Below are 12,462 nucleotides of genomic sequence, written 5' to 3' on the forward strand. Positions count from 1 at the left end.
CCGGGGAGCGTGTTGCGGGTCTTCCCACTTCGCACTCTCTACTGCCTACTGGCCCGCAGGGCCCCTGGCCCCGATCCAGAGGATCGAGGATACGTGGCCTCGGAACTTCGTTCCGGGGAGGGTGCGCGGTTCTTTCCACTTCGCACTCTCGGCTCCCTACTGGCCCACTGGCCCGCAGGGCCCCCGGCCCCGATCCAGAGGATCGAGGATACGTAGCTTCGGAACTTCGTTCCGAGGAGGGTGCGGCTGGTCTTCCCACTTCGCACTCTCTACTTCCTACTGGCCCGCAGGGCCTCCCGCCCCGATCCAGAGGATCGAGGATACGTAGCTTCGGAACTTCGTTCCGGGGAGCGTGCTGCTGGGCTTTCCACTTCGCACTCTCGGCTCCCTACTGGCCCGCAGGGCCCCCAGCCCCGATCCAGAGGATCGAAGATACGTGGCCTCGGAACTTTGTTTCGGGGGGAGGGTGCGCGGTTCTTCCCACTTCCCACTCTCTACTTCCTACTGGCCCGCAGGGCCCCCGGCCTACGCGATCGTGAGTGCGGCGTCGGCGCGTTTGCGGAGGGTACGATAGGTGGTCTCGCACTGGGCTAGGGATTTGCCGTGGGCGGGCAGCATCTCTGTGAGTTTGTTCTGCCAGGCCTCGGTTTGCATCTCTTGGGAGAAGCATTTTTCGAGCACTTCGACGATGATGGAAACAGAGGTGGAGGCGCCGGGTGAAGCGCCGAGCAGGGCGGCGATGCTGCCGTCTTGTGCGGCCACGACTTCGGTGCCAAATTCGAGTTTACCGGTGCTGTCGGGGCTTTTCTTAATGATCTGCACGCGCTGGCCCGCGGTGACCAGCATCCAGTCTTCTTCTTTGGCGGCGGGAAAGAATTCACGCAGGCCTTCGACGCGGTCGCTGTGCGATTTGCGGCATTCGTTGATCAAATATTGGGTGAGCGACATGTTGTCGCGACCGACCGCGAGCAGTGGCAAAATGTTGTCGAGCTTCACGGACTTGATCAGGTCGAGCATGGAGCCTTCTTTCAGGAATTTAGGTGAGAAGCCGGCATAGGGGCCAAAGAGTAGGGCTTTCTTACCATCGATCACGCGGGTGTCGAGGTGTGGGACCGACATGGGCGGCGCGCCGACAGCGGCTTTGCCATAAATCTTTGCGGCGTGCTGCTCGATGATGTCGTGGTTTTTGCAAACGAGGAATTGTCCGCTGACGGGGAAGCCGCCAAAGCCTTTGCCCTCGGGGATGCCGGACTTTTGCAGTAGGTGCAGCGAGCCACCGCCGGCTCCAATGAAGGCGAACTTGGCGCGTAGCTTGCGTTTGCCTTCGCTTTTGCTGTCGATTTTTAGGCGCCAGCGGCCGTCTTTTCTTTGCTCGATGTCGGTGACGCGGGCCTGCATGGCGAGTTCGACGCCGTCGAGTGAAATGAGGTAGTCGATCAGTTGCTGCGTGAGTGCGCCAAAGTTGATGTCGGTGCCGGACTCGACTCGGGTGACGGCGATCGGCTCTGCATTGCTACGGCCTTGTCCCAGCAGTGGCGCCCACTCTGCGATGGTGGCTGGATCTTCGGTGAAGTCCATTTCGTTGAAGAGGTGTTGCTCGCTGAGGGCTTGGTAGCGCTGACGCAGGAATTCGATATCCTTTTCGCCATGCACGAAGCTCATGTGGGGCACGCGCTTGATAAATGCGCCGGGGTCCTTGATCACGCCTTGCTCGACCAAGTAGGCCCAGAAGTGTTTGGAGTGCTCAAATTGTTCGTTGATTTTGATCGCCTTGGAGACATCGACGCTGCCGTCGGCGTTCTGTGGCGTGTAGTTGAGCTCGCACAGCGCGGCGTGTCCGGTGCCGGCGTTGTTCCACGCATGTGAGCTTTCCAAGGCGACACGTGGGAGCGACTCGACGATTTGAATCGTGAAGTCGGGATTCATTTTCTTAAGCATGATGCCGAGTGTGGCGCTCATAATACCGCCGCCGATGAGGACGATATCTGGATTGTTAAGAATAGGGCCTGTGGAAGGTCGAACTGTGCGTGTGGTCATTGGTATAGTGTGGCGAGCTTAGTTCACAGGAGGTGCGATTTGTGGTAGGTGCACGTATTCTCCCGCGTTCTAATGCGCGCCGACTAAAGTGGCGATGGCGCACAGATCAAACCCATACTGTATTTTTTACTTAAAACCACTTAAAATGGGGACTGATTTATTGGCTGATCTGCTGGAGTAGGTCGTGGATGGATTCTCTTACGTGATAGACGGCCAGGAATTGCTGCGCGGTTGTGGGATCGTTGAGCGGGAAGCTGCCGGAGCGGATCTGCGGTTGTGCGCGTGCGCTGATTTGCACTGGATGTGTGCTGGTGAGTTGAGCGGCCCACTGCTTGAAATCTCGACTGCCGGTCTTGCGCAATTGGGAGCGAGTCATGATCTGAAAGTAGCCGACGGAGCGCGGCGCGTTGTGCGACTCCAGTTCTAGTGCGACCCGGCCCATGGTGAAGCGTGGGTTGATTTCGACTACACTTTTGATTTGTAGTTGTCCGCTGTGATCACGGAAAAGCAGTGCGTCGACTCCGATGGGCCCACGAAATTGTGCGGCGTGCAGCGCGGCTTCCAATCTGTGAGCGAGGCTTGTTTCGAAGTGGTGGAAGACGCGGGGGCGGCCTTGCTTGGGTTCTCGTTGCATGAGGAAACGAACGAGTTCGGGGGCGAGCCCTTTGCACAAGGCATTGGTCAAGATGCCCTGAAATTGTCCGCGCGGGTTGTTGACCATGCGAGCGTAGCCGATGTGCTTGAGGCCCTCGGCGCTCATTTCGTATTGCACGGAGAAGTCGAAAACACGCTCTAGCCAGGGCTCGACCACGACACTGCTTTGCTGTTGCCAGGCTGTCTCCAGCCATTTGCACAGCTCGGGGGAGAGCGCTTCGTAGGCCAGTAGGCAGCGGTTGCCATGGGCGGCGGTGGCGAAGGGGACTTTGCAAACGATGTGTGGGTAGCCCCCTTGGGCAAAGTGTTTACGGGCGGCTGTGAACTCTTCGAAGTTGTGAACTGCGTGGCCATAGATGGAGTCCGGTGCGACCCAATCGAGCGCGTGGTGATCGGCTGCGAAGGCTTGGCCCCACTGTGCGCTCCAGGCCTTGGAGTAGAGTGCGCGTAGCGACTTGTTCCACAGTGCATCGTGGGCACGCGGGCGGGCGACGTGGCTCAGGCAGTGCTCAAAAAAAGCATGGCTGTCGGGGCTCCATGCCCAGGGGCGAAGCTCGCCGAGCTTACGTTTGAGGTCGGGCGCGCGTTCGCCGCCGCCGTCGGCGGAGCGTGCGGATACATGGATTTCCGGCAGGTGGAAGCCGTAGTCTTGAATGCGACGGAGGAATTCAGCGCTGGGGGGCTGTGTCATGATCAGCACATCATCCTGACGTGAGAGGTAAGCCGGCAGAAAGGCCAGATCACTTTGTAATTGCTGGCTGACCTTCGGGTGGGCAACCACACGATTGCTCGCCGCGCATTGCTCGGCCTGTGGGTTGAACCACAAAACATTAGGCGTGCGGCCGCGCGATTGTTGGAAAATTTTCAAGTCCTGAATGAAGCCCTGATCCAAGCCAGCTTCGAGGCGCCCGGCGGCATTGAAGTCGTTGCCCTTGGCACGTGCGGGAGAGAGCGGAAAGACGAGGCGTTCGCGATACGCGTCCCAATCGGTCTTGCCGGAGGCCTTCCAGCGGCGGAACCATTTTAGTCCGAAGCCTACGTGCTCGATTTCATCCTGGTAGATTTTGTTTAAAATTTTGGCGGTGGCCGAGTCGCCGACGGTATTGAACACTTTGCCATATTCGCGGGAGTAATCGAGGTTGGCCTGTTCAAAGGTGAGTGAGAGGCGGGTGACATAATCCAGCGGATCTTCCATCGAGGAGACACTCTTCCAGAAGTAATCGTTGAGGGGCAGTTCGCCAAATTCGACGCCGCATTGTTCCATGCGGTGCATGTAGAGGCGGGTGTGGATCTGTTCGTCCTTGAGGGTTTCCAGCAGGCCGCGTCGGAAGCTCGCGGGCGCATCGGGAAACTTCAAAATCGCCAGTGCCATCAGTTCGGTGGCCAGCAGCTCATGATTGCCGAAAAAGTGCAGTAATTTGCCCCGCTCTTTTTCGTCCACCAGTTTTGCCTGACTCGGATGCTTGGCGCGCACGCCGTCGTCGCGCAGCAATAGATGTTGGGGACGCGTGAGCTGACGCGGGGTGACGATCGGATCGCCAGGACGGGTGTCGATAATCTCTTCGCGCGGAAAGCTGAGCTTTGCCTCGATGCTGGTACCGAAGAGGACCTGTTCCGCAAATTCCTGAAGTTGTATCGCCATCGCTCGATTTATAGCGGCTCAAATTCTTTGTCAGCTGCGATGTAGAGCGGATGCTTGGGCGCTTGGTTGGCGTTTTTGCCGAGACAGGAAATTTTTAAGTTAGGCCATTGACGATAGGGCCGTAGCAAGTTGAAGCAGGCGGCCTGGCGGTTGCGATGGATGCCGTGATTGCCCCAGCCGCCGATGATGTTGAGCTGACCGCCATTGAGTTCGTAGGCTTCTCGAATGGCGGCATGAATGTAGGCATCATTTTTCGGACCAACCGGGTCGGCCACGGCCAGCATCGCTGTCGGATCCGTGGCGCGGTAGGCGAAAATGTTAAGCATCAAAAACTCGTTGGCCCCCAAGCGCTGGCAGAAGGATTTAATACGCGTGAGTGTGGGGTCTAGATGGCTCTCATCCGCGGTGGACGGGTTTAGGCAAATGAACAGCGCACGTCGACGCTCGAAGAGCGGATCCCACTTATGCAGCAGCGTATATCGGTATTTTCGACAGTCAGAAAAGTTGCAGATGTTGTGCATATAAGTGGAGCGCCGATGCTCTATTGCGTGGGTGCTAAAATTTTCGCACGAGAGATTTGCCACATCGTATCGACTTGTTCCTTAGATAGAGTGGGAAAGAGTCCTTCCTTGCGTAAGCGTGCATAGGGGAATAGTTCATAGCCAGCTTTCCTATTGATCGTTTCGGCCGCAATCGCAGAGTGCACTTTTTGATCGTTAGCGAATTGGTTTAGATCGTAGAGGCTTGGTTGACGAGAGCGATGTCGGACGATAAAGCTTAGTAAATCCTCACCGTAAATAAGAGATTTGTCGGCCCACTCATCGGCCTCTTGTTCACTGGGATCGTCTTCACGATTTTCGTACTCTGCAAATATGTCGTCAGGTGTATCGATGTGTAGTATTAAGTGGGCAATCTCGTGAAAAAGCACTTTCCAAAACTCGGCGATGTTTTTAAATTTTAGGCCGTGTATGATCATTGCTTTAGTCGGCGAAAGTAGACGAGTACATCCTCGGTAGGCAGAGCGCTTAAAGATCGGCACGACGACAAGTGCCACGCCTGCGCTAGCTAAACGTTCGCGAACATCTTTAAACACTTCTTGAGGCTCTTGTTGTGTGAGTGCTCGTAACTGGTTGGCAACATCGGCTAACTTTTCTCTATCGTATGGAGCTACAGGTGTTCGATGTGCAGCCATTTCTCCGAGTTTTATCCAGAGTCCACCGCTGATTGGGCTAAATTGTTGTTGAGAATCTTTAAATGCAGCTTGCTTCCAGCAGAGTGTCTGCATGGCTTCGCCGAAATCGACCAGATTTTTATGCCCGATTAGTTGGCAGAGTTGGGTCCGTTGTGTTAATGGGCTTCTACTTTGAGAGACGAGTCCGATTTCGGTTAGTTTCGGGTAGTCAACTTCCTTTAAAATGTTCCTTTCGCTGGCATCTGGTTGTTTTTCTTCGAAAGAAGTCTCTGTCTGGTCATTGCTGAACTTTCTTTCCTTTAGCGTTTGGAAGGCAGCAGGAGAGGCGAGTAGCAAACGAATATAATTACTAATAGACTCTGAAGTACGAGCTTTTCCTCGAAGCCACCGTGAAATGTTCTTTTCCCCAAATCCAGTGATGGCAGATGCTTGCTGTTGTGTTAATTCGTAGCGATCTAAGAAGGTTTGCCATTCTTTAGGAGAAAGAGCTTTTGATATTCTACGAAGTTCATTTTCAATGAGATCGTTACCTTCACCGCCGATTACGGTGTCACCGCACTGGTCGCAGCGTAGCATAGGCACTTTCTTGATCGTGATCGTGTTGCGTCCTTTGAGTTGCGTTATGTAGTCTTTTTGAATCGGGCGTAGTGCGCCACTCTCACATTCGAAACACGGTGGCGCTGTGCTGTCAGTGTATTGGGTGTGCATTTTCATGAAGAGCGAATCTTTGGTGAAAAATTCGAAAAAGAGCCTATTTCGCCATAACAGCTTGTGGTCGCTCCTGGTGAAGTCTTCGTTGATTAGTGATGAATGAACTCAAAGCAATCCGTCGCGGCGTAGGAGGGCGTCGGGATCGGGGGCGCGGTGCATGAAGTCCTTGTAGAGTTGGGCGGGGTCCTCGGAGTTGCCCTTGGCTAGGATTTTGCTGCGGAAGTCTCGGCCAGTTTCGCCGTTGAGGATACCTTCTTGCTGGAAGCGGGTGAAGGCGTCGGCGTCTAAAACTTCCGCCCACTTGTAGCTGTAGTAGCCGGCGGCGTAGCCCGTCGGACTGCTGAAGAGGTGGCTGAAGTTGAAGACATTGCTCTTGGGCTTGGTCTTGTATTCTGCGCTGTAGCCGGTGAGCACGTTTTCGACGAAGGCGTCGAGGTCTTCCTTGGCGGATTCTGGCCAGTGGATGTGGAGCTCCAAGTCCATCTTGCCGAAGGCGAGTTGGCGCACGTTGGCACTGGCTTTCATGTAGTTGCGCGCGGCCAGCATCTTGTCGAAGAGTTCCTCCGGGATCGGCTCGCCTGTTTCGTAGTGACGAGCGAAAAGGTCGAGGCTCTCGCGCTCCCAGCACCAGTTCTCCATGATCTGTGAGGGCAGTTCCACAAAGTCCCATGGCACATTGACACCATTGAGTGACTTTACTTCGACTTCGCCGCAAAGGTGATGCAGCAGGTGGCCAAATTCGTGGAAGATGGTTTCGACTTCGCGGTGAGTGAGCAGTGCGGGCTTGTCGCCGACGGCGGGAGTGAGATTACCGCAGATCAGGCCGAGGTGCGGCGTGCGGGGGCCCACAGAACTGTCGCGGTTGCCGGTGAGCAGGTAGTTCATCCATGCCCCACCGCGCTTGGACTCGCGCGGGTGCCAGTCGGCGTAGAAAGAGCCGAGTTGCTCGTCAGTCTCCGAATCGAAAAGATCATAGAATTTGACTTCGGGGTGCCATGTCTGCGGCTCCTCCGGAGCCGAACCTTGGGTTGAACATTGAACATCGAACGTTGAACGCTGAACGTCGAGTGCGGGTTCTTCATTATTCGATGTTCGATGTTGGGCGTTCGATGTTCGACGTTCCTCAATGCGCAGCCCAAAGATTTTCTGTGCGATTTCATACATGCCGCTGATGACGCGGTCGATCGGGAAGTAGGGGCGCAGAGCTTCTTCGTCGAAGGCGTAGTTGGCCTTGCGCTGCTTTTCGGCCCAGTAGCCGACTTCCCAGGGCTGAAGAAGTGGGGAATCGGAAGTGGGGAGTGGGGAGTTTAGAGATGCTTTGAATTGGCGCAGTTGCTCGGCTTCTTGTTCGAATTGTTTGCGGACTTTTTGGAAGATTTCATCGCCGAAGCTGAGTGCGGCTTTCCCGGAGGCAGCCATGCGGCGCTCGGTGACATGATCGGCGAAATTTGCCTGACCGACGAGTTGGGCAAATTCGTGGCGCAGGTCGAGGATTTGGCGGACCAGTTCGCGGTTGTCGTGTTCGCCTTCGCGGCCAATGGCGGCGTAGGCCTGCCAGACCTCCTTGCGCAGGGCATCGCTATCCGCGTAAGTCATCACAGGGATGTAGCTGGGCGCCTGTAGTGTGAAGCGCCAGCCTTCTGTGCCCTTTTGCTCGGCGCTTTGGCGGGCGGCATCCAGTGCGGATTCCGGTAGACCTGAAAGTTGTTCCTTGTCGGTGACAATTTTCTCCCAGGCGTTGGTGGCATCCAGGCAGTTTTCCGAATATTTCTGAGTGAGCTTGGCGAGTTCGCTTTGGATTTCTCCGGCACGCTTCTTTTGCTCGGGCGGCAGGTCGGCGCCCGCCTCGCGGAAATCGGCGAGTGTCTCTTGAATGTAGCGTCGCTTGGTGGGGCTGAGTGTTTCGCTTTCGCTTTGTGTGCCATAGGCTTTGAGGGTGCCCCAGAGTGCTTCGTTGAGCGGGATGCTGGCAAAGAACTCGCTGACCTTGGGTAGCATCGCATTATGAGCCTCGCGTAGTTCCGGGCTGTTGGCGACGGAGTCGAGGTGGCTGACCAGGCCCCAAGCATGGTTGAGTGTTTCCAAGCCGTCGTCGAGTGCGGCGATGGTGTTGGCGTAACTCAAGGGCGGTGTCTGATTCGCGACGGCGTCAACGGCGGCCTGGGCTTCGTCGAGTGCTTTAGTGATGTCGGCCTCGATGTGTGAGGGGGTGAGTGTGGACCACTTGATGTGGAAGTCGTTTTGCAGGAAGGGATGCATGGAAATTGGAATTAAGAAATAAGAATTAAGAAATTGAGTGGTTTGAGGATCAGCAAAGCGATTGTGGGCAAATCGACAACTGGGAAACTGAATGAGTTGCAAAGAAGTGAGAGAGTTTCCAGCTTTGAAGTATGGCACGTTATCGATCCTTTTTGTTCCCTGAAGCTTCTGTGGAGTCCAATTTATTAACATTGGACGCGCGGGAGAGTCATCATTTGGTGCGGGTTTTTCGGGCAAAGGTGGGCGAGACGGTGGAGGTCTTGGATGGTCGTGGCACACGTTATTGGGGGCGCATTGCGGCTACAGATGCCAAAGCGGTGCGAATTGAAGTGGACGAGATTGTGCGCGATGCGCCGCCGATGCCGCGTGTGACTTTGCTGCAGTCGATTCCCAAGGGGAAGACGATGGACCTAATCTTGCGCATGGCGACTGAGATCGGCGCTGCGCGGGTGCAGCCGGTTTTTACGCATCAGGGCGATGTGCAGATAAAGGGGGAACGCCTGCTCTCTAAAGTGGAGAAGTGGCGAGTGACGATGATCGAGTCCTGTAAGCAATGTGGCTTGGGCTATCTACCCGACTTGGCGGCGCCGATTTCTTTGGCGGATTGGCTGCGGGAGCATCCAGCAAATACGGGGACTTTACGAGTGGTCGCCAGTTTGGAAGCAGGCAGTCGGCCTCTGCGCGAGGTATTGGACGCGGCTGGCGCGCTGCAAGAAGTGGTCGTGGCAGTCGGCCCCGAGGGTGATTTCACCGCGGGTGAATATGAGGCGCTGCGTGAGGCCGGCTTTTTGCCGGTGCGCTTAGGCCGGAATGTGCTGCGTGCGGAAACCGCGGCGGCCTATATCTTGAGTGTGGTGGATCAGTGCGCCAACGGATAGTTTGGAACTGCTAGAGCACTCTGCGTTTAGTTCAGCTCAAAGCCAAGGATGGTGATGTCGTCCTGTTGGTCGGGGGATTCGGTGTATTGGGCGACTTCCTCGTAGAGTCTGTGAATCGTTTCGTTGATTGGCTTCGTGGAGAGCTCTTTGAAGCGCTGGATTATGCGTTTCATTCCGAACTCTTCGCCGGCTGGGTTGGAAGATTCGACGATGCCGTCGGTAAAGGCATAAAAGCGGTCGCCTATTTGTAGGTCAAAGGATGTCGCGCGGGAAGCGGTGGTTCCGGGGATGCCCATGACGGTGCCATTGGGCAGGTTGATTAGCTCCACCTTATCTGCTTCTTTGCGGTAAATGAGCACTTGTTTGTGCCCCGCATGTGAGAGAACTAGTTTGCGGCTACCATCTTTTTGGCGTGGGCCGAAATGCCCTGCTAGGCCGGTGACGAAGCCGCGGTTGATGCGCCCAGTCACGCCTTCGTTGACAGAATTCAGGAAATCGCGCGGGTTGTCGTTATAAACTTCTGCACTGTGGGCGGTCAGGTATTTGATCAGCACCGTGTAAAAGGCGGCGGTCACGCCATGGCCACAGACGTCGCCTACGAAAAAGAGTAGGCAATTGCCGGGATTGCGGGGGAAGTTGATGATGTCGCCACCGACCATTGTCATCGGCTTCCATAGGTGCGCGATATTCACGTGCTTGATGTGCGGCACTCGGCCGGGGATCATCACGCTTTGCACTTCCATGGCGCTCTGATAGTCGGAGCGCATGATTTCGTTTTGCTCGCGCAGGCGCTGTTCGCTATCCGCTAATTTTTCTTGAGCCAACTTTTCGGCTGTGACGTCGCGGGATATGCCGATGATGCCGGCTAGTTTGCCAGAGCTGAGGTAGAGGGGAGCCTTGGTCGAGGAGACCCAAGTGGTGTCACGATCTTCCCAGGTCTCTTTCTCGATTTTGTTAATGATCGCCTTTTCGGTGCGAAGAATCTCTTGCTCATCATCGAAGGCTTGCTGGGCGTGTTCTTTGGTGAAGAGGTCGAAGTCGGTGAGCCCTTCTAAGTCGTGGCGGTTCTCGAAGCGGTGCATCTCGGCCATTGTTTGGCTGGCAGCGATGAAACGGCTCTTTTTGTCTTTGATATAAATACGATCGGCCGTCTGCTCCATTAGACTCTCAAAGAGACGCTTCGCTGAGGCGCGAAGTAGCATGGAGTTGCCGTCTGGGTCGATCTTGGCCGTTTTCTTCATTTAGGGTGAAAGACTTATTTTTTCCTGGGCGGATGGCAAACCTAGAGCTTCGGATTCAAAATATTTTTATGGGGCAACTGTTGATCTGAAATGGAGCCGATATTGCTATGATCGCAGGCGTATTTGATCAGTGGATTCGTTTAGAGTCGGCAGGGTTGCTTGATGAATTGCCATTCCAGCTGAAATTTGAAAGCGACTTCGGCGGCCAGAGCTTTGACGCCGAAGACTTCGGTTGCGTAGTGGCCGCAGGGATAGAGGTTGAGCCCGAGTTCTTGTGCCATGTTGAAGTGGTGCTGGCGCAGCTCTCCTGTGATGAGGGTGTCGACGCCGTTGGCGAGCAGGTGTGGCACTGCGCTTTGGCCGCTGCCAGTGAGGATGCCGATGCGCTTTGGCTTTTCGCTGCCATATTCGATGGCGTGGTAGCTGTCGGGGAAGAGGGCCTGTAGTTTTTTAGAGATTTCCGCGCGGCCTCCCATGGGGCCGAGTGTGATGGTGGCCATGTCGTTACCTTCATAATTTAGGAAGGTATCAATTTTTTTGAGGCCAAGTTCTTTGGCTAGTAGTGCGTTGTTGCCGATTTCGGGGTGGCAATCGAGCGGCAGGTGGGCGCCGTATACGGCGAGATTGCCGTCGAAGGCGGTCTTGATCTTACGCGCGTTGGCACCTGTGAGCGGTATCGGGGGCGTCCAGAACAGGCCGTGGTGACAAATCAGGAAGTCGATGCCAGCGGCGATAGCGGATTGAAAGGGGCGTTCGCCGGCATCCACGGCGGCTCCGATTCTTCGTACAGTGCCATTGTTTTCGACTTGGAGCCCGTTATGAGCGCCATCGAAATCTTTGATCTCTGTTCGGCGAGTGCGTTGATCACAAAAGGCGACGATATCTTGTAGCTTAGCCATGGCGGCAGAGTGTAGCGTGTGGACTGCGGTGTGAAGAGTTTTTTAACTTCTCAGTTTTATATTCTATCTTCTAAATCTATTTTAATGTCTGACTATGAAACAAGATTTGGCGCCATCGGGCGCTTGTATGGCACCGACGGCTTGGCGCGTATTCGCAAGGCGCATGTGTGCGTGATTGGGCTCGGGGGCGTGGGCTCTTGGGTGGTCGAAGCATTGGCACGCTCGGGGATCGGTGCCCTGACGCTAGTCGACATGGACGAGGTGTGCCTGAGTAATGTGAACCGCCAAGTACACGCGCTGGACGGGGCTGTCGGGCGCACTAAGGCTTCGGTGCTGGCCGAGCGAGTGGGGCAGATTGCTCCGGAGTGTGCGGTGACGGTGGAGGAAGTCTTTTTTACCGAAAGCACGGCCGATCGCTTGTTGACGCCAGTTTATGACTACATCATCGACGCCATTGATGCGACTCGGCATAAGTGCATGTTAATTGCCGAAGCGCGCCAGCGTGGGCTGAAATTGATCACATGTGGCGGCGCAGGCGGGTGCATTGACCCCAGCCGCGTGCGCATCTGCGATTTGGCGCGTACGATTAATGATCCGCTCTTGTTACAGGTGCGTAAGCGCCTGCGGCAGCAATATGGTTTTCCGAAGTTTAAGCGTCAGAAGTTCAAGATCGACTGTGTGTATTCCGACGAGTTACCCGTCTTTCCCGCTTCGGATGGTTCTGTCAGTTGTGAGCGCGAGGCGGGAGAAGATTATCGTTTGAATTGTGATACAGGCTTTGGGTCCGCGACGTATTTAACGGGGACTGTAGGCTTTTTTCTGGCCGCTGAAGTCATTAAGCGGATCGCCTTGACGGAGTCCACTGATAGGGATATTTTGTAAAAAACTCTTTAAGCTCAGTCGATTTGATTGGAATGCTTGTCAGTATTTATATTTATGATCTAGATAA

Annotated in this window: 10 protein-coding genes; 3 read left to right on the top strand and 7 right to left on the bottom strand. The window is 55.3% G+C overall.

What is annotated here, in order from left to right:
- Positions 1-216: hypothetical protein (locus QEH52_RS15390; protein ID WP_308951639.1), on the top strand; the 216-nt coding region annotated here is incomplete at its 5' end.
- A 309-nt stretch (positions 217-525) separates the two neighbouring features.
- On the opposite strand, the gene mqo is transcribed toward QEH52_RS15390, so the two are convergent.
- The 5 genes from mqo to QEH52_RS15415 all read right to left on the bottom strand — a co-directional run bounded on the left by mqo (position 526) and on the right by QEH52_RS15415 (position 8,495).
- Positions 526-2,037 (bottom strand): malate dehydrogenase (quinone), encoded by a 1,512-nt coding sequence (gene mqo / locus QEH52_RS15395; protein WP_308951640.1) that lies wholly within the window; start codon positions 2,035-2,037, stop codon positions 526-528.
- 157 nt (positions 2,038-2,194) lie between these two features.
- Positions 2,195-4,333 (bottom strand): DUF455 family protein, encoded by a 2,139-nt coding sequence (locus QEH52_RS15400; RefSeq protein ID WP_308951641.1) that lies wholly within the window; start codon positions 4,331-4,333, stop codon positions 2,195-2,197.
- A gap of 8 nt (positions 4,334-4,341) precedes the next feature.
- Positions 4,342-4,854, bottom strand: coding sequence for a DUF1643 domain-containing protein (locus QEH52_RS15405; RefSeq protein WP_308951643.1), 513 nt, complete (start codon positions 4,852-4,854; stop codon positions 4,342-4,344).
- A gap of 20 nt (positions 4,855-4,874) precedes the next feature.
- Positions 4,875-6,239: a type II TA system antitoxin MqsA family protein gene (locus tag QEH52_RS15410; protein ID WP_308951644.1), complete on the bottom strand. Its 1,365-nt coding sequence runs from the start codon at positions 6,237-6,239 to the stop codon at positions 4,875-4,877.
- 102 nt (positions 6,240-6,341) lie between these two features.
- Positions 6,342-8,495 carry a M3 family metallopeptidase gene (locus QEH52_RS15415; protein ID WP_308951645.1) on the bottom strand — a complete coding sequence of 718 codons (2,154 nt, stop codon included), beginning with the start codon at positions 8,493-8,495 and terminating at the stop codon, positions 6,342-6,344.
- Between the two features lie 131 nt (positions 8,496-8,626).
- On the opposite strand from QEH52_RS15415, the gene QEH52_RS15420 reads away from it, so the two are divergent.
- A complete protein-coding gene (locus tag QEH52_RS15420; RefSeq protein ID WP_308951646.1) occupies positions 8,627-9,373 on the top strand; it encodes an RsmE family RNA methyltransferase in 747 nt (248 codons plus the stop codon).
- A gap of 26 nt (positions 9,374-9,399) precedes the next feature.
- On the opposite strand, the gene QEH52_RS15425 is transcribed toward QEH52_RS15420, so the two are convergent.
- Both QEH52_RS15425 and QEH52_RS15430 read right to left on the bottom strand, forming a co-directional pair.
- The gene (locus QEH52_RS15425) at positions 9,400-10,614 is read right to left on the bottom strand and encodes a PP2C family protein-serine/threonine phosphatase (RefSeq protein WP_308951647.1); all 1,215 of its coding nucleotides are present in this window, start codon (positions 10,612-10,614) and stop codon (positions 9,400-9,402) included.
- Between the two features lie 140 nt (positions 10,615-10,754).
- The gene (locus tag QEH52_RS15430; protein WP_308951649.1) at positions 10,755-11,513 is read right to left on the bottom strand and encodes a Nif3-like dinuclear metal center hexameric protein; all 759 of its coding nucleotides are present in this window, start codon (positions 11,511-11,513) and stop codon (positions 10,755-10,757) included.
- An 84-nt stretch (positions 11,514-11,597) separates the two neighbouring features.
- Here QEH52_RS15430 and QEH52_RS15435 point away from each other — a divergent pair, with 84 nt between their 5' ends.
- Complete coding sequence (locus QEH52_RS15435) at positions 11,598-12,395, top strand: tRNA threonylcarbamoyladenosine dehydratase (protein WP_308951650.1); 798 nt, start codon at positions 11,598-11,600, stop codon at positions 12,393-12,395.
- The last annotated feature ends 67 nt before the right edge of the window (positions 12,396-12,462 follow it).

It is taken from the genome of Thalassobacterium maritimum (assembly GCF_031127805.1).
GTDB classification, from domain to species: Bacteria; Verrucomicrobiota; Verrucomicrobiia; order Opitutales; family Coraliomargaritaceae; genus Thalassobacterium; species Thalassobacterium maritimum.